This is a genomic window from Burkholderia pyrrocinia (assembly GCF_022809715.1).
Lineage (GTDB): Bacteria > Pseudomonadota > Gammaproteobacteria > Burkholderiales > Burkholderiaceae > Burkholderia > Burkholderia pyrrocinia_C.
On sequence record NZ_CP094460.1, the window covers coordinates 1,657,424 to 1,681,552 of the forward strand.

Sequence of the window (24,129 nt, forward strand, 5' to 3'; positions counted from 1 at the left end):
GACGGCAGGACGAGCCGGCCGCGCAGCCCGCGGCCGGCTTCTGTCAACCCAAGCTTTGAGGACGTAACCGTGAACAAACTCGCTCTTGCGCTCGCGCTTTCCGCAATGGCCCTCGCCGCGTGCTCGACCGCATCCGGCCCGACCTTCAGCGCCTCCGAACTGCAGCCGCGCGACGGCGTGCGCACGTTCCAGGTGGACTGCCACGGCCTGCTGTCCGGCCCGCAGACCTGCATGAAGGCTGCCCGCAAGATCTGCGGCGACCAGCCGGTGCGCGCCGTCGACTCGGCCCGCGCGCTGCGCGACAAATCCGATCCCGCGACGCTGGTCTTCCAGTGCGGCGCCGCGCCGGCCGAAGCGGCCTCGGCCGCCGAGCCGGCGCCGGCGCCTGCCACCGTCGAACGCGTGAACCTGTCGGGCGACGCGCTGTTCGCGACCGACCACGCGACGCTCGCACCGACCGCACGCGAATCGCTCGACCGGCTGTTGAGCGAGCGCGCGGACCGCACGTACTCGCAGGTGACGATCACCGGCTTTACGGATACGGTGGGCAGCGACGACTACAACCTCGCACTGTCGAAGCGCCGTGCCGAATCCGTCGCCGCCTATCTGAAGGCGCACGGGCTGAAGGCCGACACGCTGACGGTCACGGGCCGCGGCAAGGCCGATCCGGTCGCGTCCAACGCGACGCCCGAAGGCCGCGCCAGCAACCGCCGCGTCGAAATCACGCTGCAGCACTGAGCGGACGACCGCCGCGCGCGGCGGCCGATCCGGCAGGCCGCCAGCGCCGCGCCGGACATCCGCCGATCAACGCGCGCGTCGCTGCGCCGGTGCCCCGTTTCCGCTGGCCGCCGGCTATGTCAAAGTTCGTCACGTGCCTCCACAAACCGGCGATTTCCGTGCCACAATCGCCGCAGACAGTCGCCGGGGCAGCCTGCCCGAATCGCACGCCGTGCCAGGCGTGCCCGGCGACACGCCGGAACCCGGCTGCCGCCCCCGCGAACCACGTCGCCCGATTCGCGTGCCGCGGCGCACCGGCGCGAATGCAACCATGACAATCCACGGCGCGCCGCTTCCGGGCCAGACGCTCGACGCCATGCCCGGACGCACGACGCCGCAGAGGAAACCAACCGGTGACGGACATCAATGAAGCCGCCGCGGGCGGCACCCGCAAGCAACGGCCGGCAGTCGGCATCTCGCTGTTTGCGCGGGACGGCCAGGCGATCTGGGAAAACGGCATTCACCAGAACATCGCGTTCCTCGCGATGATGCTCAAGCGCTCGGATCGCGTCGGCCCCGTCTATTTCCTGAACGGCGGCGACGCCAACGCACTGCCGGCCGGCCTCGAACTCGATGGCCTCGACATCCCGCTCGTGAATCCCGCCGACGTCACGCACGAACTCGACGTCGTAATCGAAATGGGCGCGCAGCTGCCGGTCGAATGGCTCAGGCACATGAAGGCGCTCGGCAAGAAAATCGCCGCGTTCTTCTGCGGGCACGTGTATGCCGGCCTGTGCGAAACCCCGATCTTCGAAAAACCGTCGGGGCACATCTTCAACGGTGCACCGTTCGACGAAGTGTGGCTGCTGCCGCAATACGACAAGACCGCGGCGCCGATGCTGCAGACCATCCTGCGCGCGCCGGTGCACCTGATGCCGCATATCTGGTCGCCGTACTTCCTCGATCGCCGCGTCGCCGCGCTGGCGAGCGAAGGCGTAACGTTCGGCTATCGGCCCGGCCACCGCCCGTGGCGCCTGGCGATGCTCGAGCCGAACATCTCGGTCGTCAAGTCCTGCCACTACCCGATGCTCGCGTGCGACGAGTTCTATCGCGCGCGGCCGGACGCGGTGCAACACATGTTCGTCGTCAACGCGATGCACATGAAGGAGCATCCGACCTTCGTGCACTTCGCGAACAGCCTCGATCTCGTGCGCCAGCACAAGGCGACCTTCGAACCGCGCATCGACCTGCCGGGCTTCATGGCGCACCATGCGGATGCGGTCGTGTCGCACCACTGGGAAAACGGGCAGAACTACCTGTATTACGACGTGCTGCACGGCGGCTATCCGCTGCTCCACAACTCGACGCTGCTCGGCGACGCCGGCTATTACTACCCGGACTTCGACTCGGCCGCGGGCGGCCGCACGCTGCTCGACGCGTGGCTGCATCACGACGAACGCCTCGACGACTACCGCGCGAAAGCCAACCGGCTGCTGCAGTCGGTCTCGATCGACAACCCCGCGAACCTGGACGCGTTCGTCTCGCGTCTGGTCGCCTGAACCGGAGCATACGCATGTCGGACTCCAATGCCCGTCAAGCGCCCGGCGAGGGCAAGCGTCTCGTCGTCGGCGTATCGCTGTTCGTGCGCGGCGCCGGCCAGTCGCTGTGGGAAAACGGCATCTTCCAGAACTGCCTGCTGCTGATCCTGCTGCTGCGCCAGTCGCCGCTCGTCGCGGAAGCCGTGATGGTGAACGGCGGCGAACAGGTCGCCGATCCGCAGATGATGCTCGGCGAATGGGACGTGCCGCTGCTGTCGATGGACGAAGCGCTGCAACGCTGCGACGTGCTGATCGAAATGAGCGCGCAGTTCGGTGCGGACTACCTGCGTGCGTTCCGCGAGCGCGGCGGCAAGGTCGTCACGATGCGGGTCGGCAACGACTACGTGATCGACATCGAACGCGCGATGTTCAACAAGCCGTCGGGCTTCCTGTTCTCGGGCGCGCCGTACGACGCGGTATGGACGATTCCCGAATTCGAGCGCTCGTGCCTGCACTATTACCAGACGGGCCTGCGCGCGCCGGTCACGATCGTCCCGCACATCTGGCACCCGATGCTGTTCGACAAGGCGCGCGCGACGCTCGGCGCCGGTTTGTCGTACGGCTATCAGCCCGGCAAGCCGCGCTGGCGCGTGACGATGTTCGAACCGAACATCTGCATGGTGAAGACGAGCATCATCCCGATGCTGGTCACGGAAGAGGCATACCGCGCCGATCCGAAATTCCTTGAATTCGTGCGCGTATGCAACACGATCCACATCAAGGAGCATGCAACCTTCGTCCACTTCGCGAAGAGCCTCGACATCGTGAACCACGGCATCACGACGTTCGAAAGCCGCTATGCGGTGTACGAGTTCATGGCCGCGTACGGCGATGCGGTGGTGTCGCACACGTGGGAAAACGCGCAGAACTACCTGTATTACGAGCTGCTGTACGGCGACTATCCGCTGATCCACAACTCGCCGTTCCTCGGCAAGGCCGGGTATTTCTATCCGGACTTCGACTGCCAGGCCGGTGGCCGCGCGCTGCTGCAGGCATTCGCCGAACACGACGCGAACCTGGAAGCGTACCGCGAGCAGTCGAAGCACGTGCTCGACTCGGTCAGCATCTATAACCCCGAGAACGTCGCCGCCTATACGGACGCGATCGCCACGCTCTATCGCGACGCGTGACGCGCCGCCCTTTCCGGATCCCGACATGAATGCACGCACGCCCCTCACCCGCGCCAAATGGATGATCGGCTGCGCCGTCGCTTCGATCGCGATCGGCGCGCACGCGCAATCGGCCCGCGAATCGGCCGACTCGCTGCTCCGCGATTCGGACGCAGTGTTCAAGCAGCTCGACGCCGGCCAGTACGGTGCGGTGTGGAGCGATGCCGCCGCATTCGTGAAGGCGCGCATCAAGCAGGACCAGTTCGCGGCCGACATGCAGCAAGCCCGCCAGTCGGTCGGTGCGGTCAGCCATCGCGGCTGGGCGCAGATCACGCGCATCCGCTATACGAATGCATCGACGACGCCCGACGGGCTCTACGCGAACGTCGACTATGCAACCACGCTGACGAACGGCGCGACCGTGTTCGAGAAGCTGAGCTTTCGCCTCGACGACGACGGCCGCTGGCATCTGACGGGCTACGTGCCGCGCCAGTCGCAAGGCGCCGTGCAGTAAGCCGCGCCCCGCCCGCCTCACGGAGCTGCCATGAAACTCAATGTCGCGATAACGATGAACGTGCAGCGCGACGCGACGCAGTCGATCTGGTACAACGGCGCGAACCAGCATTGCGTGTACCTGTACATGCTGCTGAAGCAGTCGCCGCTGATCGACGAGGTCTGGCTCGCGCACGACGACGGCATCACCGACTATCCGCAGGCGCTGATGATGGACGCGTTTGGCGCCGCGCTGCGGCCGCTGTCGTCGATCGTCCACCAGACCGACCTGCTGATCGAGATGAACGCGTTCATCGACCCGTCGCACACGGACGTCGTGCGCCGGCGCGGCGGCAAGTGCGTGTCGTACCGCTTCGGCAACGACTACGTGATCGCGGTCGAGACGATCAACTTCGAGAAGAACGACTGGCGGCCGAACCCGCACCGCGTGCAGTTCGACGAGATCTGGACCAACCCGCAGCACATGCATACGTGCGCGGCGTATTTCCAGGCCGTGTATCGCGCGCCGGTGATCGAACTGCCGCACATCTGGTCGCCGTATTTCATCGAGCGCAGCCTCGACGCGGATCCCGAACTGAAGGCCCGCTTCGGCTACCGGAACCACGGCCCGGCAAAGCGCATCGCGTTCTTCGAACCGAACCTGAATGTCGTGAAGAGTTCGATCGTGCCGATGCTCGCCGCGAACGCGTGCTACGTCGAGCATCCGGAACTCGTCGAGCACGTGTACATGACCAACACGTTCGACAAGAAGGAGAACGTCGCCTTCAAGCATCTCGCGCTCGGGCTCGAGATGGTGCGCGACGGCAAGGCGACGGCCGACGTGCGCGCGCCGTTCGTCGCGTGGGCCGCGCATCACACCGACATCGTCGTGTCGCATCACTGGGAAAACGGCCTCAACTACCTGCTGTACGACGCGCTGTACGGCAACTACCCGCTCGTGCACAACTCGCCGTTCCTGCGCGACGTCGGCTACTACTATCCGGACTTCGAGATCTTCGATGCGGCGCGCGCGATCGCGACCGCCGCGCAAACGCACGACGCGCGGCTCGACGACTATGCGGCGGCCGCCCGCCGCTGCCTGCACCAGGTCGACACGCTCGCCGAACACAACGTCCGCGCGTATTCCGCGCAGATCCAGCAGCTGTTCGCCGGCCGCGCACTCGGCTGACCTCCTTCGCACACGTCCCGCCCATGAATCAGACCGTCCGCAATTTCGTCGTGATCGATTCGATCCACGGCCCGTTCGTCATCAACCGGCACTGCGCGCTGCAGGCCGAGGCGCTGATCAAGACCGGCCGGCCGCATATCCAGGCCGAGCTCGACACGATCCTGCAGGTGATCGACCAGTTGCCGGACGGCGCGATCGCGGTGGACGGCGGCGCGAACGCAGGGCTCGTGTGCGTGCCGATCGCGCACCGGCTGCGCGCGCGCAGCGGCCGTGTGTACGCGTTCGAGCCGCAGCGCACGCTGTTCCATGCGCTCGGCGGCACCATCGCGCTCAACGAGCTCGACAACCTCCATCTGCTGAACATGGGGCTCGCCAGCGCCAACGGCACGATGAAGGTGCCCGACATCGACTATGGGCAGGATGCCGATTTCGGTTCGGTATCGCTCGTCGACGGCCAAGCGGCGGGCGGCACGCCGACGCCGGTCGTCAGGCTCGATTCGCTCGGCCTGCCGCGGCTGGATTTCCTGAAGCTCGACATCGAAGGGATGGAGATTGACGCGCTGCGCGGCGCGCGCCGATTGATCGAGACGCATCTGCCGTGGTGCTGGATCGAATACTGGAAAGTCGGCGAAGCGCCGATCATCGATACGTTCGCCGGCCTCGACTACACGTTCTACCGGATCGACGGGCTGAACATGCTCTGCGTGCCGAACCCGCGCTGGGACCGGCAGCGGCTGTTCATCTCGGGCGAGCCGCTCGCCACCGCATCGACGGCCGAAAGCAACGCGAATCATGCGACCGCCGGCACAGTGGACGCCGACGCGCCCGAAACGAACTGGAATCGCGCGCTCGACCACGAATCGCGCTGCGAGTGGGGTCATGCGATCGACCGCTGGCAACGCGCGCGCGGCCGCGGGCTCGACGACGATGCGATCGCGCTGCAGCTCGCGTCGTGCTACGGCTTCGCCGGCGCGCCCGACGCCGGGCTCGCGACGCTCGACCGCTTCGGCGATCCGGCCGCGCTGCCCGACGCAACGCGCGGACGCATCGAACTGGCGCGCTCGGCGCTGCTGCTGCGCGCCGGCCGGCGCGACGAGGCCGCCCGCGCCACCGTCGCCAGCGAAAACGTGCTGACGGCCGCGCAGTTCGGACTGCCGACCGAGCGGATCTACCAGGGCCAGCCGCTGCACGGCAAGCGGCTGCTCGTGGTCAGCTACGGCGGCGCCGGCGACCAGCTCCAGTACGCACGCTACCTGCACGCGCTGGACGCGCTCGGCTGCGCGGGCGTGACCGTCGTCGTCCCCGATGCGCTGACGGGCCTGCTGCGCCATACGTTCCCGCGCATCGAATTCATCGGCGTGCACGGCGCATGGGCCGATACGTCGCAGATCGCACACGACTACTGGTGTTCGTTCCTGATGCTCGCCGCCCTGTTCGGCTACGCGCCGGCGCCGGAAGGCGCACCGGCCGCCTACCTGTCGTGCCCGCCCGCGCACGCGGCCGCATGGCGCGAGCGCGTGTCGCGCGATGGCCACGCGCCCGGCACGCGCCGCATCGGGCTCAACTGGCGCGGCCGCGACGAAAGCGACGCGCGCTTCCATCGCGCGGCGAGCCTGCGTGATTTCGCACCGCTTGCACGGATGCAGGGCTACGCCGCGTACTGCATCAACCGCGACCTGTCCGCGCAGTCCGAGCAATCGGACCTGCCGGTCACGTTCCCGCATCACGCGATCGGCGATTTCAGCGATCTCGCGGCGCTGATGCTCGCGATGGATGTCGTCGTGACCACCTGCACCGCGCACATCCACCTCGCCGGCGCGCTCGGTGTGCCGGCCGTGCTGCTGCTCAGCCCGAAAGCCGATGCGCGCTGGGAGACCGGCTCGCGCACCGCGCTCTACCCGGGCATCCGGATCGTGCGCGCGACGCACGTCGGGCAATGGGACGACGCGATCGACCGCGCGATGGCGCTGGTGCTCGGCGGTTTCGGGAGGGATTGATCGATTTGCCGCGCGTCCGGGCGGTCGGGCCGCTACGCCCGCGCGATGTCGAAACCGCGTGCCGGCCCGCACGCGCACCGGATGCGCCAGAGCCTGCTCACGCCAATGACCGCACCTTCTGGTGGCACGCCTCACGAATGATTTTGTCGAAACAGGGGATCGCGCCCTACACCAGCACCCGAGCGCCGCTTTGCGCGGCGAATGCGCGGCCATGCCGCCGCCCCGTGCGTGCGAGCATGGCGAAGCAACGGGCCGCCAGCCGGCTTGCGCCGCCGGATTGCTTCATGAGGCTGTCGGACACGCCGCGCGCGATCGCCGAATCGTCGCCGCACGCGCCCGCGATGACGCCCGCGTAATAGTGCTGCGCCGCCAGCTCGCGGCTGTTGGCGTTGAGCGGCGTCATCCGCTGAATACGGTGCGCGACGGCCTTCAGGCCGTCGAGATACGGCGTGACGTCGATCGGCACATCGGTCGATTCGGCGCCCAGTTGCCACAGCATGTCGGCCAGCTCGGCGAGCGCGACCAGGTCGCGCGCATCGGTCGCCTGCGTGCTCGTTCCACCTCCAGTCTTCGTCTCCGCCATGCCCACGCCCCTTTGCGATTCATCCCGGCCACGCGCCGGCCCCGCCCGACTCCGGCGCGCATCACGCACGCCGCCCGCCTGTTCCCGCGCCGTCACGCGGCGGCCGGCGGCCGCCATGTAAAACGGATGCCCTGCGCCCATGCGACGCCGGCATCCACGATGATCTGCCGGTCGATCTCGTTCTCCACGCCTTCGACGACGACGTGCCGCGCGCCTTCATGCGCGAACGCGATCAGCCTGCGGAACTGGTAGCGTCCGATCGCATTGCGCTTGATCATCGACAGGACCGACCGGTCGAGCTTCACGATGTCGGGATTGCCGACCACCAGATTGTTCAACGCGCTGAAGCCGACGCCGAAATCGTCGATCGCGATCCGGCATCCGGCTTGCCGGAAGCGGTTCACGAACGACCGGCCCGCGACGGGATTCAGCGGCCCCGTCTCCGTGATCTCGACCACCAGACGCGCCGCGACCGACGGTTCGCGCTCGAGCCGCCTGAAAATCGCCAGCCACGCATCGTCGACGACCGCGCTCGCCGCCGCGACGTTGCACCCGTAGACGGCGCCCGGATCGGCGCGCAGCCCGTCGATCGTCCGGCTCACCACGAGCCGGTCGAACCAGCGCATCAGCCCGAGCGCCTCGAGGCGCGGCAGGAACGCGACCGGCGGCAGCACGTCGCGCTCGCCCCAACGCAACCGCGCCAGGCATTCCTGATACAGCACGCCGCCCGACAGGTCGGATCGGCACACCGGCTCGTGCGCGAACCCGAGCCGGCTTTCCACGAAACTGCGTACCGACGCGAGGTCGGGATGATCGTCAGGGGCGCCGAACACGAGATCGATTTCGTCACGATTCGCTTCCCGATTCGCCTCCAGGCGAGCTTCGACCGCATTCATCCGGCGCTCCGGCAAATGGCGAGCCGCCGAAGACGGCTCGACCTCAACAAACATGCGGAGCGAACCGACCATGACGCGCTCCGCCGCCTACCCGGCCCATCCTGTTATGTCGATCTTTTCCGGGAGCGTACTTATCGCTTCGGCGCGCCGTCAAATTCGATATTTTCAACGATATTCAATTACTGGGAATACACCATGTACGCACGACACCGACAGTGCGACAGGTTACACAACGCGAATGACGGAAACACAATCCGGAAATCGCTCATCTTTTTTGCTCAAACAACTTTATCCGAATCGATTTTCCGCGATATGCCAGCTTCTAAAAGCGAAAATCCTTCAATTGATCAGATAAATACCGACCCGTGATGCACCGCCCGCATTCGATGCCAAGCCACGCCGCCGTGTCCGGCTGCCCGGACCATCACTCGCTGAAAACCTGCCACCGCGAGTCATTCGATCATCGCAGCATTCAATTTCCCGCTTCAAACGAAATTATTGAATTTCAAAACGGAATCGAACCGCCTTGAATCGATAATATCAAGTTTAATTATATGATGATTGCCGATCGAAACAAATTTAACAATCTTTCCGACTTGTTAACCTATAAACTTGTTTTCGACGGACTTCCCTCGGAGCCGTCAAATTCGTGCCTTCAAAAAACCGTCGACCCGAACGGGTTCGACGGTTTCTTTTTTAACGGCATCAATTCATCAGACATTAGGGTGGGACAACCCCGATGGCGGCCTGCGGCGCAACGGGCAAGCGCCTCGAAAAATCGGGCGTTATGCGGCCGTCGCACCGATCAGGTTCGCGAGCAGCGCATCGTATTCGGCGACGAGCGCGGGATTCGCCGACGTATAGCGGCTGAGGATGTCGCGCTGGCGCCGCGTGTACGCTTCCCAGTCGTCGTCATGCGTATGCAGCGCGCGCAGCAGCGCATCGGCGCCCTGCTGCACGTCGTTGTCCGGATAGTAGTAGCCGAGATCGGGCGCGAGGCTCGCGTTGTGCACGAGCGGATAGCCCTGCCAGCACACGTCGAAATAGAAATAGTTGAGCGGGTTCGACCATTGATGCGACACGACGATATCGGTCAGGTCGGCCAGGAACAGCGGCGTATCGAAGCGCCCGACGAAGCTCGCCTTGCCCGCGCGCACGATGTCCAGGTAGTTCATCAGCATCACGAACTCGGGGCTGTCGTGCGCGAGGCGATCGGCGTTCGTCACGTGCGTGAAGCAGATCGCATCGGGGTCGCGGCGATACGCCTCGTCGATGATCAGCATCGGATACACGCAGAACTTCACGACGTTGTGGTTCGGCTCCATTACCGTCAGCCGCTTGCCTGGCTCGCTGCGCGGCCGGTATTCGCCGTGCTCCGGCAGCGATTGCGCGCGCGCACTCAGGAACATCGGATCCCACACGAACGGCACGACGCGCCCCGGGCAGCGGCGCAGCGACTGCAGGAACGGCAGCGACGACGGCGCGATCTGCGGAATCGCCCACACCTCGTCGTAGCCGCGGTTGATGAACAGCGTATCCCACAGCCGGCGGCCGAACAGCATCGACTCCATCGCGTTGATGTACTCGACGCCGCAGCAATAGCTGACGAGCTTCGCGCCGCGCGCTTTCAGGTAGGCCGTCTGCTCGGCGTCGATCTGCCCGCCGAGCTCGATCACCACGTCGAGCGAATCCTTCATGTCGGCGAACGCGCGCGTGTCGTACACGGCGCGATCCCACGGCAGCGCGTCGGTGAGCGGCACGTCGGTCGTGTTGACCAGCGTCACGCGGTAGCCGTGCGGCGACGCCATCAGCAGCTTCGCGAGAAACAGCGCGTTCTGCTTGATGCCGTTGATCCACAGGCTTTCGTCGGGGGCACGCAATCCGATCGTGATACCGATGCGCAGGCCGTTCAGGACAGGAGACGTCATCGTCGGCGGGATGGGAGGTTGGATGGGAATGGAATGAACGCAGTGTAGCGCGCGAAGCGCCGCCCGCGTCAAGCTGCGGCGGCGATCCGGCATTCTAGCGAACCACTGGCGGGCACACTGTCATGGATGGTTAGCACCTGGCTGGCGAGCGCAAATCCGCGAACCGGTTCTGCGATACTCCGGCAACCAGCTGCATTTCATTCGCGCGATGGAGCGCGACGGGCAGTTGCACGGCGAAGGCGTGGTCGATCTCGTCAGCTTCGACACGCTCTGGCTGTTTCGCCGCGCGGACAGCTACATCGTGCGTTACTACGGCATGTGGCCCGCGATGCTGCGCGCCGATCATGGCGCACGACGACAGGCTGATGCCCTGACGCCGCTACCGCAACCTCGACATCGCATGCGCGTGCGCCGGCCGGCTCCAACCAGCCGGCAGCGCACGCCTCTTGCCGTCAGATCGCCGTAATCGTCGGCGCCACGGCAGCCGGATCGGTGATGCTGGCCTTGCCGGTTTCGACGTGCCCCGCGATGCGACGCATCCAGCCCGCATTCCCCGCAACCGCGAACTGCAGGTCGTACCAGTGGCTGCTGCACGACAGATCCCAGTGCGCTTCGACGCGCTGCCCTGCCGGAATCGTCAGCGTGCGCGCCGCCCCGCCGTACGCGACATCGGTCGCCGTGATCGTCAGCGCGCTGCTGCCCGCATTCGCGAACGTCACGTAGACGTCGCCGTTCGCGGCGTCATAGCACGCGGTGATTTCAGGCTTCGCGGCGGCGTCCGCGGCGGCGGACCCCGCAAAGCGCCGGAAATAGCCGTTCGGCCCCCAGACGCTCACCAGGTAGTTGCCGTTCGCGTCGAGCGCCCACGTATCGGTCAACTGCTTGCCCGCTTCGACCGTATAGCGGCGCGGCATCGCGGTGGCGTCGCCCGTATAGACCCAGAAGTGCGCACCTTGCGTGCCGGTATTCGCGAACGTCAGCGCATAGCCTTGCGCGCCGAGCTGGCCGGTGACGTGCAGTTCGTACGGCAGCGCACGTGCCGGCCGCGTGCCGGATTCCTGCGCCGTCACGACCTGCTGCGCGGTGCTGGCCGGCGCGGTCTGCGACGACGCGCGCGAGCATTGCAGGTCCGCCTGCGCGACATACGCCTGCGTGCTCGGCAAGGTCGGCAACGTCGCATCCGATTTCGAGAAGTCGAGCGCCGACGTCAGGTCGCCGCAGATCGCGCGGCGCCACGGCGAGATGTTCGTTTCCATCACGCCGAAGCGCTTCTCGATGAATTGCAGCACCGACGTGTGATCGAAGACCTGCGAGCAGACGAAGCCGCCCTTCGACCACGGCGAGACGACGAACATCGGCACGCGCGGGCCGAGGCCGTACGGCAGGTTATCGGCGGTATACGTGCCGGTCTGCGTCGAGGTCACGACGTTGTGCCGCTCGAGCGACACGTCCACCGTGCTCATGCCGGAGCCCGGCAACGTCGGCGCTTGCGGCGGTACGACATGGTCGAAGAAACCGTCGTTCTCGTCGTACATGACGAGCAGGACGGTCTTGCTCCACACGTCCGGATTGGACGTCAGCGCGTCGAGGATCGTCGACAGGTAGTAGGCGCCGTACAGCGGCGTAAACTTCGGATGTTCCGAATACGCGGCGGGCGGCAGCAGCCACGATACCTGCGGCAGCGCGTTCGCCTGCACGTCGGCTTTCAGTTGCGTGATCGGGCGCGTGCTCATCCCGCGCGTCTGCAGCGACGAACCGGCCGGCGCATTCACGAAGTTGTTGAAGCACGCGAGCATGTTCGTGCCGTAGTTGCCTGTGAAGTTGTCGAACCCGGTACCCTGCTGGTAGACCTGCCACGAGATGCCGGCCTGTTCGAGCCGCTCCGGGTAGGTCGTCCAGCTGAAGGGCGGCAACTTGATCTTGTCGAACTGGTTGTCGATATAGTCGGTGTTGTCGAGCAGCGGGCCGCCGCCCGTGCCGAGCGGATCGACCATGCCCGTCATCAGGTACATGCGGTTCGGGTGCGTGTTGCCCGGGATCGAGCAGAAGTAGTTGTCGCACACGGTGAACGCATCCGCGAGCGCGTAGTGGAACGGGATGTCGTCGCGGACGTGATAGCCCATCGTCATGTTGGACTTCTGCATCGCCCATTGATCCGCACGGCCGCCGTCGATCGCGCCGTGCGTCGTCGCCCACGTATGCGGCAGGCCGCCGATGCACTGCGCGTTCACGCCCGGGTCGGTCGTGTCGTAGCGGAACGGCGCGATCACGCTCGCCTTGTCCTCCTGCCGCGGCTGGAACCAGACCGGCTTGCCGTTCGGCAGCGTGACCGGGAAGCGGTCGTTGTAGCCGCGCACGCCGCTCAGGTGCCCGAGGTAGTGGTCGAACGAGCGGTTTTCCTGCATGAACACGACGATGTGCTGGACATCCTGGATCGTGCCCGTCACGGTATTCGGCTCGATCGCGAGCGCCTTGCGGATCGATTCGGGAAGCAGTGCGGTGGCGGCGGTCGCACCGGCGAGGCCGGCGGAGAACTTCAGAAAATCGCGTCGTGAATGAGTGGCCATGCTGGTTGCTCTTGATTGGATTTCTGGTTGGAACGACCGGTATCAGGAAGCGGGCGACGATGCGGGCGCGGTGAAACCCGGCGGGCAGCGCATCTGCGCGGTGGCGACGGCGGCGCCGCCGCAGGCGGCCTTCTGCTGCGCGACGGGCGCGGGGTCTGCATTCAGGTCGTCGCCGCAGGCGCTGAGGAGTGCGATCAGCGCGACCAGGCCGGCGACCGCGAAAGGCCGTAGGGCCGACGTTCGCATAACGTATCTCCGTGGACGTGATGAAGTGACACGGACGCGAACCCGCGTCGGTCATATCGACGGCGAGATGCTATGTTCGACTTGTTACACGACGGTGTCGAGTGGAGATGGACGTGCGGCGGGAGGGTGTGGCGCAACGGGCCACGCGTTCGATGGAAGTATGGATTTCGCCGGCAAAACGTAATTCGATCGAAAGATTCGTGCGGCGCCGGCGTGTCGATGCAATCGAAGCAGCACCTGTCGCAACCACCAGCGTGCGGTGATGCGCGAAGCGGTTTTCACGGGCCGGCAGCCGCCGACCCGCGCACAGCGAAAGCGTCGATCAGCCTTCCGCCATCATCAGCAACTGCGCGCCATCCGCGACCTGGTCGCCGACGCCGTACAGCACTTCCGCGACTACGCCCGCGCTCGGCGCGCCGATCGTGTGCTCCATCTTCATCGCTTCCATCACGATCAGCGGCGTGCCGGCTTCGACCTTCTGGCCCGGTTCGACCAGCACCGCGATCACCTTGCCGGGCATCGGCGCGGTCAAACGCCCGCCGCCCTGTTCGGTGTCGCCAGCATGCGCGAGCAGGTTGCGCCATTCGAACGTCTCGGCCGCGCCCTGCGTGAACACATGGAACGTGTCGCCGTCCGCATACACGCGGCCGCTGCTGCGCACACCGCCGAGCGTCACGTCGAAATCGAGCGGCGTTGCGCCGCGCGTCCATGCGAACGGCTGCGCGGCCGCGTCGCCGGCCGCGATGCGCGCAACGGCGCCGTCGTCTTCATACGCAACCGTCACGTCCGCTTCGCGATCGACCGCATGCCATTCGAGCGTGCGGCGATAGCCGCCGTTCAATCGCCAGTCCGGCAGCGCGCCCCATGGCGATGCCCCCTGCGCGGCCGCGCCGCGTTCGCGCGCGAGCAGCGCCGCGCAAGCGAGCGCGAGCGTCGCGCGCGGCGGCTGTTGCGGGGCGAACAGCGCGTCGTGGTTGCGCTCGATCAGGCCCGTATCGAGATCGGCCGTCGCGAACGGCTCGCACGCGACGATCCGCTGCAGGAATGCGGCGTTCGTATGCAGGCCGACCACCTCGCACGCACGCAGCGCGCGCAGCATCAGGCTCAGCGCTGCCGCGCGGTCCGCGCCATGGACGATCAGCTTCGCGATCATCGGATCGTAGAACGGCGTGATCGCATCGCCTTCGCGCACGCCGCTGTCGACACGCACCGCTGCGCCGATGTCGAACTCGACGCCGTCCGGCAGCCGCAGGTGCTTCAGCGTACCCGTGGACGGCAGGAAGCCGCGCGCGGGGTTCTCCGCGTAAAGGCGCGCCTCGAGCGCGTGACCCTGCACGCGCAGTTCGTCCTGCTGCAACGGCAGCGGCTCGCCGGACGCGACGCGCAGTTGCCATTCGACGAGATCGAGCCCGGTGACCATCTCGGTGACCGGATGCTCGACCTGCAGGCGCGTGTTCATTTCCATGAAGTAGAACGCGTCGCCCGTCATGATGAATTCGACGGTGCCCGCGCCGACGTAACCGACCGCGCGCGCGGCCGCGACGGCCGCCTCGCCCATCGCGCGACGCACGTCGTCGTGCAGGCCCGGCGCCGGCGCTTCCTCGAGCACCTTCTGGTGACGGCGCTGCACCGAGCAGTCGCGGTCGAACAGGTAGACGGTATTGCCGTGCGTGTCGCCGAACACCTGCACCTCGACGTGGCGCGGGCGCGTCAGGTATTTCTCGATCAGCACGCGGTCGTTGCCGAAGCTGCTCGCGGCCTCGCGCTGGCACGACGCGAGCGCCGCCGGGAAATCGTCGGAGCGCTCGACCACGCGCATCCCCTTGCCGCCGCCGCCCGCGCTGGCCTTCAGCAGCACCGGATAGCCGATCTCGTCGGCTTCGCGATGCAGGTTGCCCGTGTCCTGGTCGTCGCCGTGATAGCCGGGCACGAGCGGCACGGCGGCCGCGTGCATCAGCGCCTTCGCGGCAGCCTTCGAGCCCATCGCCGCGATCGCGTCGACCGGCGGCCCGATGAATACGATGCCGGCCGCTTCGCACGCATGCGCGAAATCTTCGTTCTCCGACAGGAAGCCGTAGCCGGGGTGGATCGCCTGCGCGCCGGTCGCGCGCGCGGCTTCGATGATGCGCTCGATGCGCAGATAGCTGTCCGCGGCCGCCGAGCCGCCGATGTGCACGGCTTCGTCGCATGCGGCCACGTGCTTCGCGTTCGCATCGGCGTCGGAATAGACGGCGACGCTCGCGATCCCGAGACGTTTGCACGTCGCGGCGACGCGGCACGCGATTTCGCCGCGGTTGGCGATCAGAATCTTGTCGAACATGGCTTCGGTTTCGTCCGGAAAGAGTGGGTCACGACGACGTCATTCACGCCACGACGGCGTGCGTTTCTCAAGGAAGGCCGCGATCCCTTCGCGCGCTTCCGCGCCTGCGCGGGTGCGCGCGATCCAGTCGGCGGTCTGCTCGATCAGCGTCGCGTCGAGCGCCCTGCCGGCCACGTCGGCGACGAGTTGCTTGCACGCACGCACCGCGTCGGGGCCGTTCGCGACGAGCGTCGCGGCCAGCTTCGCGACCGTTTCGTCGAGCGTATCGGCCGGCACCGCGTCGTGAATGAAACCGATCGAAGCGGCGCGCGCGCTGTCGAACACCTCGGCCGTCGTGAAGTAGCGGCGCGCCGCGCGCTCGCCCATCGCGCGCACGACGTACGGCGCGATCGTCGCGGGAATCAGCCCGAGCCGCGCTTCAGACAGGCAGAACTTCACGCCGTCGGCGGCGATCGCGATATCGGCCGCCGCGACGAGGCCCACGCCGCCCGCATACGCGTCGCCATGCACGCGCGCGATCACCGGCTTGCCGCAGCGATGGATCGCCTCGAGCATCCGCGCGAGCTTGCGCGCATCGGCACGGTTCTCGTCGTCCGAGTAACCGGCCATCTTCTTCATCCAGTTCAGGTCCGCGCCCGCGCAGAACGCGGTGCCTTCCGCCGCGAGCACGATCGCGCGCACGCCTTCGTGCGCGTCGAGCCATTCGAACGCGGTGGTCAGCTCGGCGATCGTCGTCTCGTTGAACGCGTTGCGCACGTCGGGACGCGCGAGCGTGACGGTCGCGACGCGGTTTGCTTCGTTGACCTTGATGGTTTCGTATCGCATCGTCCGCTCTCCTCATTACATCCGGAACACGCCGAAGCGCGTATCGTCGATCGGCGCGTTCATCGATGCGGCAAGGCCGAGACCGAGCACGTCGCGCGTCTGCGCGGGATCGATCACGCCGTCGTCCCACAGCCGCGCGCTCGCGTAATACGGATGGCCCTGGCGCTCGTACTGGTCGCGGATCGGCTGCTTGAACGCTTCCTCTTCGTCGGTCGACCACTCGCCGCCCTTCGCCTCGATGCCGTCGCGACGCACGGTCGCGAGCACCGACGCGGCCTGCTCGCCGCCCATCACCGAGATCCGCGCGTTCGGCCACATCCACAGGAAGCGCGGCCCGAACGCGCGGCCGCACATCCCGTAGTTGCCGGCACCGAACGAGCCGCCGATGATCACGGTGAACTTCGGCACCTTCGCGTTCGACACGGCCGTCACCATCTTCGCGCCGTGCCGCGCGATGCCTTCGTTCTCGTACTTGCGACCGACCATGAAGCCCGTGATGTTCTGCAGGAACACGAGCGGGATCTTGCGCTGGCAGCACAGCTCGATGAAATGCGCGCCCTTCACCGCCGATTCGGAAAACAGGATGCCGTTGTTCGCGACGATCCCGACCGGATGGCCCCAGATGTGCGCGAAGCCCGTGACGAGCGTCGTGCCGAAGCGCGCCTTGAATTCGTCGAACTCGGAATCGTCGACGATGCGCGCGATCACCTCGCGCACGTCGAACGGCTTGCGCGTATCGACGGGAATCACGCCGTACAGGCTCTTCGCGTCGTAGCGCGGCGGCTTCGGCTCGCACAGCGCCACCGGCGATGCGATCTTCGGTGCGAGATGATCGACGATGTTGCGCGCGATCGACAGCGCATGCGCGTCGTTCTGCGCGAGATGGTCGGCCACGCCCGACAGACGCGTGTGCACGTCGCCGCCGCCGAGATCCTCGGCGCTCACTTCCTCGCCGGTCGCGGCCTTCACGAGCGGCGGCCCGCCGAGGAAAATCGTGCCCTGGTCCTTCACGATGATCGACTCGTCGCTCATCGCGGGCACATACGCGCCGCCCGCCGTGCACGAGCCCATCACGACGGCGATCTGCGCGATCCCGGCCGCCGACATCGTCGCCTGGTTGAAGAAGATGCGGCCGAAGTGGTCGCGATCGGGAAACACGTCGTCCTGGTTCGGCAGGTTCGCGCCGCCCGAATCGACGAGGTACACGCACGGCAGCCGGTTTTCCGCGGCGATCTCCTGCGCGCGCACGTGCTTCTTCACGGTGATCGGGTAGTAGGTGCCGCCCTTGACCGTCGCGTCGTTGCACACGATCACGCACTCGCGGCCCGCGATCCGGCCGATCCCGGTGATGACGCCCGCGCCCGGCGCGTCGTCGTTGTACATGCCGTTCGCCGCGAGCTGCGACAGCTCGAGGAACGGCGCGCCCGGATCGAGCAGTTGCGCGATGCGGTCGCGCGGCAGCAGCTTGCCGCGCGACAGGTGCTTGTCGCGCGCGGCCTGGCCGCCACCCTGCGCGAGCTGTTCGATCTTCGCGCGCAGGTCGGCGACGACCGCCTCGAGCGCCGCGGTGTTCGCGCGGAAGTCTTCCGAACGCGGGTTCAGTCTGGATTCGATGATCGGCATCGACGGGGCTCCGTTCGCGAGTCGTGGGGCGTTACATCGTTTCCGCGAACAGCTCGCGGCCGATCAGCATCCGGCGGATCTCGCTCGTGCCGGCGCCGATTTCATAGAGCTTCGCATCGCGCCACAGGCGGCCGACCGGGTATTCGTTGATGTAGCCGTTGCCGCCGAGGATCTGGATCGCCTCGCCGGCCATCCACGTCGCCTTCTCGGCCGTATAGAGGATCACGCCCGCGCAGTCCTTGCGCACCTGGCGAATGTGGTCGCTGCCCGCCGAGTCGAGATGGCGGCCGACCGCGTACAGATACGCGCGGCACGCCTGGAACGTGGTGTACATGTCGGCGACCTTGCCCTGGATCAGCTGGAATTCGCCGATCGCCTGGCCGAACTGCTTGCGGTCGTGGATATACGGCACGACCGCATCGAGGCATGCGGCCATGATGCCTGTCGGGCCGCCCGACAGCACCGCGCGCTCGTAGTCGAGGCCGCTCATCAGCACCTTCACGCCGCCGTTGAGCTGGCCGAGGATGTTCTCTTCCGGCACCTCGACGTCCTGGAACACCAGCTCGCCCGTGTGCGAGCCGCGCATGCCGAGCTTGTCGAGCTTCTGCGCAACCGAGAAGCCCTTCATCCCCTTCTCGACGATGAACGCGGTGATGCCGCGCGCATTCGCTTCGACGTCCGTCTTCGCGTAGACGACGAGCGTGTCGCAATCGGGGCCGTTGGTGATCCACATCTTCGTGCCGTTCAGCACGTAGCGGTCGCCGCGCTTGTCGGCGCGCAGTTTCATGCTGACGACGTCGGAGCCGGCATTCGGTTCGCTCATCGCGAGCGCGCCGATGTGTTCGCCCGACACGAGCTTCGGCAGGTATTTCTGCTTTTGCGCTTCGGTGCCGTTGCGGTGGATCTGGTTCACGCACAGGTTCGAATGCGCGCCGTACGACAGGCCGATCGACGCCGATGCGCGCGAGATCTCTTCCATCGCGACCATGTGCGCGGTGTAGCCCATGTTCGCGCCGCCGTACTCCTCGGCGACCGTCATGCCGAGCACGCCGAGATCGCCGAACTTCTTCCACAGATCCATCGGAAACTGGTCGGTGCGGTCGACCTCCGCCGCGCGCGGCGTGATTTCCTTCGCCGCGAACGTCGCGACGGCATCGCGCAGCATCTCGATGTCTTCACCGAGCATGAATTGCACGCCGGGCAGGTTGATCATGTCTCCTCCGTCTCCAGAAAGTGTGTCGCACGCACCGATTTCTGAGTTTCGCTCAAATCGAATGAATGCGTCGATTCATTGACCAATACAGCGGAAATTTTGCACAGTTTCGCGCCTCGTCCGGTTCGGCGTCAATAGTTTTTTGAGTGACACTCAGATATCATGCCGACATGACAGCCGCTACCGCCGACACCATGACCGCCACCGTCAAAGCCGACCGCGCCGACACGCCGCGCGCGCCCGCCGGGCGCAAATCCCAGCAGCGCGTGCAGGACATCCTGCGCGCCGGTCGTGAAGTGTTTGCCGAAAAAGGCTACGAGCATGCGACGGCCGCCGAGATCGCGCAGCGCGTGGGGGTATCCGAGGCGACGGTGTTCAGCTACTTCCGCGGCAAGCGCGAGCTGTGCGCGCGCGTCATCGCGGATTGGTACGACGAAATCATCGCCGCGTTCGAGCACGGGATGCCGCAGGATGCGTCGGTGCAGCAGCAGTTCGCGTTCATCGTGCGCACCCACCTGCGGCTGATGCTCGTGAACGGCACGGGGCTGTGCGCGCTGGTGCTGTCGGAAGGCCGTGCGAAGCAGCATGCGCTGAGCGACGAACTCACCGCGCTGCAGCGCCGCTATACGGCGCCGCTGATGGACGTGCTCGCGCGCGGCCAGGCGGCCGGGCAGGTTCGCGCGGACCTGCCGCTGAGCCTGCTGCGCTCGATGGTGTTCGGGCCGATCGAGCACGTGCTGTGGGATGCGATCCTCGGGCACCGCAAGCTCGATACGGAAACCACGGCCACGCAGCTGATCGACATGCTGTGGGCCGCCGTGCAGCCGCCCGCGCCGGAACAGGCGGCGCTCGTGCGCTTCAGGAACGAGGTCGCGGAAGCGGTGCGGCGGCTGGAAGGGGAAGCGTCACGCCCATAGTGCAGGCAGGCAGCGCAAAGCGCCTGCCGCGTTGCCGCATGCCCTCTTCCATCGCGCGGAAATCAGCCGCTACGACTCCTCGCCGACCCGCAGCGGCGCGCGGCTCTGCTCGTTGTTCAAGTGGACGAACTTGCGCAACAGGCGCATCAGTTCCTGCGAATCGTCCTCGCCCATGCCGTCGAACAGGCCGGCACGCAGCTCCTGCACCGACGGAATCAGGTGCGTAAGCAGGTCGACGCCCGCCGATGTCAGCAGCAAGCGCCGCTGACGTCGCGGCAGCACTTCGCGAACGATCAATCCTTTCGCTTCGAGCCGGACCGCGAGGTCCGCGGTCGTCGACGTGTCGAGCGCCACCCGCTGCGCGAGCGTCACCTGATCGAGCCCCGGACACTCGTACAGCATCCGCAGGACCGCGTACTGCACCGGCGTCACGTCCCGGCCCAGCTTCTCGTAGAACATCGCAACCGCGATCTGATGGGCGCGCCGGATCAGGTGCCCGGGTTCGTCGTACAGATCGAGCGGGAAAGCCGGTGCGTCGGCGGGATTCGTTTTTTCCATGAATGAGTCGATGACATAGGCGGCGCACGCTGTTGCGTGCGCCCACGGCATGGCGCTGCCTCGCGCCATTTCCCGGGAAAACCAGTATACCGCTCGCCTTGCCCCGGCCAATCTCAATGAGTACACTGAATCTCATTCAGTACACGGAATGAAGAACTGCCGCGTACCAGCGGCACCGCCCCGAAGGAGACGATGAACGTGTTTCTCAAGAACGCTTGGTATGTGGCGTGCACGCCCGATGAAATCGACGGCAAGCCGCTGGGCCGCAAGATTTGCAACGAATCGATGGTGTTTTACCGCGCGGCGAACGGTCAGGTCGCCGCGCTCGAGGACTTCTGCCCGCACCGCGGCGCGCCGCTGTCGCTGGGATTCGTGCGCGACGGCGTGCTCGTGTGCGGCTATCACGGGCTGGAAATGGGCTGCAACGGCAAGACAGCCGGCATGCCGGGCCAGCGCGTCGGCGGATTCCCGTCGATCCGCAGCTTCCCGGTAGTCGAGCGGTCCGGATTCGTCTGGGTCTGGCCGGGCGATGCGTCCGAAGCCGATCCCGGCAAGCTGCCCGCGCTGTCGTGGGCCGAAGATCCGGCCTGGGCGCACGGCGGCGGCCTGTATCACATCCGTTGCGACTACCGGCTGATGATCGACAACCTGATGGACCTCACGCACGAGACCTACGTGCATGCGACGAGCATCGGCCAGAAGGAAATCGACGAAGCGCCGCCGAAGACGATCAGCCACGGCGACGAAGTCGTCACGAGCCGCTTCATGGAGAACGTGATGCCGCCGCCGTTCTGGCGGATGGCGCTGCGCGGCAACGGCCTCGCCGACGACGTGCCGGTCGACCGCTGGCAGATCTGCCGCTTCACGCCGCCGAGCCACGTGATGATCGAAGTGGGCGTCGCGCACGCGGGACACGGCGGTTACGACGCGCCGGCCGACCTGAAGGCGTCGTCGATCGTGGTCGACTTCATCACGCCCGAGACGGACACCTCGATCTGGTACTTCTGGGGGATGGCGCGCAACTTCCGGCCCGACGATCACGCGCTGACCGCCGAGATCCGCGAGGGCCAGGGCAAGATCTTCGCCGAGGATCTCGAGATGCTCGAGCGCCAGCAGCTCAATCTCGAGAAGTGGCCGGACCGCAAGCTGCTGAAGCTCAACATCGACGCCGGCGGCGTGCTGTCGCGCAAGGTGATCGAACGGCTGCTCGCCGACGAAAACGCGTCGAACCCGCAGCGGCCCGTGATTCCGCTCGCGCACATCAAGGAGGCGTCATGAGCGCCGCGACGCTGACGGTCCGGGTGGCCCGCAAGTGGCAGGAAGCGCGCGACATCTGCGGCTTCGAATTCGTCAGCGATGACGGTTCGCCATTGCCGCGCTTCGACGCCGGCGCCCATATCGACGTGCATTTGCCGGGCGGGCTCGTGCGCCAGTACTCGCTGTGCAATCACCCGGAGCACGGCGATCGCTATCAGATCGCCGTGCTGCGCGATGCCGATGGCCGAGGCGGGTCGCGCGCCATTCACGACGAAGTCCGGCAAGGCGACACCGTGCGGATCGGCATGCCGCGCAATCAATTCCCGCTCGCCCCCGACGCACCGCACCATCTGTTGCTCGCGGGCGGGATCGGCGTCACGCCGATTCTCTGCATGGCGGAACGACTGTTCTCGTCCGGCATGCCATTCGACATGCACTACTGCGCGCGTTCGACCGATCGCATGGCCTTCGTCGAGCGGATCAACGCAGCCGGGTTCAACGACCGCGCCCGCTTCCATGTCGACGACGGCGACCCCGCGCAACGCTTCGACCTGGCCTCAGTGCTCGCCGCCGCGCCTGACGGCACGCACTTGTACGTATGCGGCCCGCGCGGCTTCATGGATGCGGTGCTGAACGCAGCGCGCGAGCGCAACTGGGCCGACGAGCGGCTGCACTACGAGTTCTTCGGCGGCGCGGTTGCGACGTCCGGCGCGGATCGCGCGTTCCAGGTCCGGATCGCGAGCAGCGGCAAGGTGATCGACGTGCCGGCCGAATGCACGGTCGTCGCGGCGCTGGCGGCCAACGGCGTCGACGTGCTGACGTCGTGCGAGCAAGGCGTATGCGGGACCTGCGTGACGCGCGTGCTGCAAGGCGAGCCCGATCATCGCGATTCGTATCTGACGGAGGAGGAACAAGCGGCCGGCGACCAGTTCATGCCGTGCTGTTCGCGATCCCGAACCGACCTGCTGGTACTCGATCTGTAGACGGACCGCCCGACACGCGGCGGCCAACCACAATACCGGAGACGATCAATGGAGCAAGATGCTCGACCACCGATCAATACAACTAAATTCCCGATCGACCGATGGTGGGTCGCCGCGCTGTCATCCGAACTGACGGACAAACCCGTCGCCCGCACCCTGCTCGGCCGCCCGGTCGTCCTGTTCCGGTTGCCGTCCGGGGAAGTCGGCGCGCTGGAGGATCGCTGCTGCCACAAGTCGCTGCCGCTGTCGTGCGGCTCGCTCGAAGCGCGCGGCCTGCGCTGCGGCTACCACGGGCTGCTGTTCGACCGCGGCGGCACCTGCGTGGAGATTCCCGGCCAGGACCGGATTCCGGCGAAGGCGTGCGTATCGTCGTATCCGGTGCAGGAACAGGACGCCATCGTGTGGATCTGGATCGGCGCCGACGCGCACGCCCAACCGACCTGCGCGCCGCCGCGCTATGCGTTCCACACGGATCCGCAATACCGGTTCGGCGGCGGCAACTACCATTACGACGCACCATATCAGCTGATTCACGACAACCTGATGGACCTGAGCCACCTCGGCTATGTCCATCTGAAAACGATCGGCGGCAACGCGCCGCTGCACATGGGCGCGGAAACCCGCGTCAGCACCGACGGCGACACGGTGACGCTGGTCCGCCGGATGCCGGATTCCGACCCGCCGCCGACCTACACCGCCGCATGGCCGTTCGCGGGCCGCGTCGATCGCTGGCAGGAAATCGAATTCCACGTGTCGCATATCCGGATCTGGACCGGCGCGATGGACGCCGGCACCGGCGACCTGCTCGATCCGGCGCGCGGCGGCTTTCACATGCGCGGCTTCCACGGCATCACGCCCGAGACGGACACCACGACGCACTACTTCTGGACCGTCGCGACCAATCCGCGACACGATGTCGAACGCGTCGCGCAAACGGTCATCGAGCAATCCGCGGCGACGTTCGATGAGGACAAGACCGTGATCGAAGCGCAATACCGGAACCAGATGCGGTTTCCGGGCCGCCACCAGATCGACATTCACGTCGACGCGGGACCCAATCGCGCACGGCGCGTGATCGAGCGGCTGCTGCTGCAACCCGAACCCGCGTAAC

General features: G+C 66.5%; 21 protein-coding genes and 1 pseudogene. 12 read left to right on the forward strand and 10 right to left on the reverse strand.

What is annotated here, in order from left to right; translation table 11 throughout:
* The first annotated feature begins 69 nt into the window (after positions 1–69).
* From MRS60_RS24315 to MRS60_RS24340, 6 genes are all read left to right on the forward strand, one after another.
* On the forward strand, positions 70–738 hold the full coding sequence (locus MRS60_RS24315; protein ID WP_105390270.1) for an OmpA family protein: 669 nt from the start codon (positions 70–72) through the stop codon (positions 736–738).
* Between the two features lie 392 nt (positions 739–1,130).
* Entirely contained in the window at positions 1,131–2,276 is a 1,146-nt protein-coding gene (locus MRS60_RS24320; RefSeq protein WP_243565677.1) for a DUF2827 domain-containing protein, read from the forward strand.
* Positions 2,277–2,290: 14 nt separating this feature from the next.
* Positions 2,291–3,445: a DUF2827 domain-containing protein gene (locus MRS60_RS24325; protein WP_217590206.1), complete on the forward strand. Its 1,155-nt coding sequence runs from the start codon at positions 2,291–2,293 to the stop codon at positions 3,443–3,445.
* Between the two features lie 25 nt (positions 3,446–3,470).
* A complete protein-coding gene (locus MRS60_RS24330; protein WP_243565678.1) occupies positions 3,471–3,938 on the forward strand; it encodes a DUF4019 domain-containing protein in 468 nt (155 codons plus the stop codon).
* A gap of 30 nt (positions 3,939–3,968) precedes the next feature.
* Positions 3,969–5,105: a DUF2827 family protein gene (locus tag MRS60_RS24335; RefSeq protein ID WP_105390266.1), complete on the forward strand. Its 1,137-nt coding sequence runs from the start codon at positions 3,969–3,971 to the stop codon at positions 5,103–5,105.
* 23 nt (positions 5,106–5,128) lie between these two features.
* The gene (locus tag MRS60_RS24340) at positions 5,129–7,102 is read left to right on the forward strand and encodes an FkbM family methyltransferase (RefSeq protein WP_243565679.1); all 1,974 of its coding nucleotides are present in this window, start codon (positions 5,129–5,131) and stop codon (positions 7,100–7,102) included.
* Between the two features lie 166 nt (positions 7,103–7,268).
* Here the strand turns inward: MRS60_RS24340 and MRS60_RS24345 are convergent, their stop codons facing one another.
* Positions 7,269–7,685 carry a hypothetical protein gene (locus MRS60_RS24345; protein ID WP_243565680.1) on the reverse strand — a complete coding sequence of 139 codons (417 nt, stop codon included), beginning with the start codon at positions 7,683–7,685 and terminating at the stop codon, positions 7,269–7,271.
* A 92-nt stretch (positions 7,686–7,777) separates the two neighbouring features.
* Complete coding sequence (locus MRS60_RS24350) at positions 7,778–8,581, reverse strand: EAL domain-containing protein (protein ID WP_034180853.1); 804 nt, start codon at positions 8,579–8,581, stop codon at positions 7,778–7,780.
* Between MRS60_RS24350 and MRS60_RS24355 the strand changes: the two genes are divergently transcribed.
* Positions 8,495–8,950 (forward strand): hypothetical protein, encoded by a 456-nt coding sequence (locus MRS60_RS24355; protein ID WP_243566873.1) that lies wholly within the window; start codon positions 8,495–8,497, stop codon positions 8,948–8,950. The genes MRS60_RS24350 and MRS60_RS24355 overlap by 87 nt on opposite strands.
* 416 nt (positions 8,951–9,366) lie before the next feature.
* On the opposite strand, the gene MRS60_RS24360 is transcribed toward MRS60_RS24355, so the two are convergent.
* A complete protein-coding gene (locus MRS60_RS24360; RefSeq protein WP_243565681.1) occupies positions 9,367–10,509 on the reverse strand; it encodes a DUF2827 domain-containing protein in 1,143 nt (380 codons plus the stop codon).
* A gap of 181 nt (positions 10,510–10,690) precedes the next feature.
* Between MRS60_RS24360 and MRS60_RS35060 the strand changes: the two are divergent.
* Positions 10,691–10,883 (forward strand): annotated as a pseudogene (locus MRS60_RS35060) (galactosyl transferase GMA12/MNN10 domain protein); the annotation flags it as partial.
* Positions 10,884–10,961: 78 nt separating this feature from the next.
* Here the strand turns inward: MRS60_RS35060 and MRS60_RS24370 are convergent.
* The 6 genes from MRS60_RS24370 to MRS60_RS24395 form a co-directional block, all read right to left on the reverse strand.
* Complete coding sequence (locus MRS60_RS24370; RefSeq protein ID WP_034180862.1) at positions 10,962–13,076, reverse strand: phosphocholine-specific phospholipase C; 2,115 nt, start codon at positions 13,074–13,076, stop codon at positions 10,962–10,964.
* A 42-nt stretch (positions 13,077–13,118) separates the two neighbouring features.
* Positions 13,119–13,322 carry a hypothetical protein gene (locus MRS60_RS24375; RefSeq protein WP_034180863.1) on the reverse strand — a complete coding sequence of 68 codons (204 nt, stop codon included), beginning with the start codon at positions 13,320–13,322 and terminating at the stop codon, positions 13,119–13,121.
* A gap of 322 nt (positions 13,323–13,644) precedes the next feature.
* The gene (locus MRS60_RS24380; protein ID WP_131948114.1) at positions 13,645–15,642 is read right to left on the reverse strand and encodes an acetyl/propionyl/methylcrotonyl-CoA carboxylase subunit alpha; all 1,998 of its coding nucleotides are present in this window, start codon (positions 15,640–15,642) and stop codon (positions 13,645–13,647) included.
* Between the two features lie 39 nt (positions 15,643–15,681).
* Entirely contained in the window at positions 15,682–16,467 is a 786-nt protein-coding gene (locus MRS60_RS24385; protein ID WP_034180865.1) for an enoyl-CoA hydratase/isomerase family protein, read from the reverse strand.
* 15 nt (positions 16,468–16,482) lie between these two features.
* Positions 16,483–18,090 carry a carboxyl transferase domain-containing protein gene (locus MRS60_RS24390; protein WP_243565683.1) on the reverse strand — a complete coding sequence of 536 codons (1,608 nt, stop codon included), beginning with the start codon at positions 18,088–18,090 and terminating at the stop codon, positions 16,483–16,485.
* Positions 18,091–18,121: 31 nt separating this feature from the next.
* Positions 18,122–19,303, reverse strand: a complete 1,182-nt coding sequence (locus MRS60_RS24395) for an isovaleryl-CoA dehydrogenase (protein WP_034180867.1) — start codon at positions 19,301–19,303, stop codon at positions 18,122–18,124.
* A gap of 170 nt (positions 19,304–19,473) precedes the next feature.
* Between MRS60_RS24395 and MRS60_RS24400 the strand changes: the two genes are divergently transcribed.
* Positions 19,474–20,220: a TetR/AcrR family transcriptional regulator gene (locus MRS60_RS24400; RefSeq protein ID WP_034180868.1), complete on the forward strand. Its 747-nt coding sequence runs from the start codon at positions 19,474–19,476 to the stop codon at positions 20,218–20,220.
* A 69-nt stretch (positions 20,221–20,289) separates the two neighbouring features.
* Here the strand turns inward: MRS60_RS24400 and MRS60_RS24405 are convergent, their stop codons facing one another.
* Positions 20,290–20,778 carry a MarR family winged helix-turn-helix transcriptional regulator gene (locus tag MRS60_RS24405; RefSeq protein WP_243565684.1) on the reverse strand — a complete coding sequence of 163 codons (489 nt, stop codon included), beginning with the start codon at positions 20,776–20,778 and terminating at the stop codon, positions 20,290–20,292.
* Positions 20,779–20,976: 198 nt separating this feature from the next.
* Between MRS60_RS24405 and MRS60_RS24410 the strand changes: the two genes are divergently transcribed.
* The 3 genes from MRS60_RS24410 to MRS60_RS24420 are packed head-to-tail and all read left to right on the forward strand — an operon-like array spanning position 20,977 to position 24,128.
* A complete protein-coding gene (locus MRS60_RS24410) occupies positions 20,977–22,056 on the forward strand; it encodes an aromatic ring-hydroxylating oxygenase subunit alpha (protein ID WP_243566872.1) in 1,080 nt (359 codons plus the stop codon).
* Complete coding sequence (locus tag MRS60_RS24415; protein ID WP_105390259.1) at positions 22,053–23,018, forward strand: PDR/VanB family oxidoreductase; 966 nt, start codon at positions 22,053–22,055, stop codon at positions 23,016–23,018. The genes MRS60_RS24410 and MRS60_RS24415 overlap by 4 nt, the downstream gene beginning before the upstream one ends.
* 48 nt (positions 23,019–23,066) lie before the next feature.
* Positions 23,067–24,128, forward strand: a complete 1,062-nt coding sequence (locus MRS60_RS24420; RefSeq protein ID WP_243565685.1) for a Rieske 2Fe-2S domain-containing protein — start codon at positions 23,067–23,069, stop codon at positions 24,126–24,128.
* Position 24,129 lies beyond the last annotated feature (1 nt).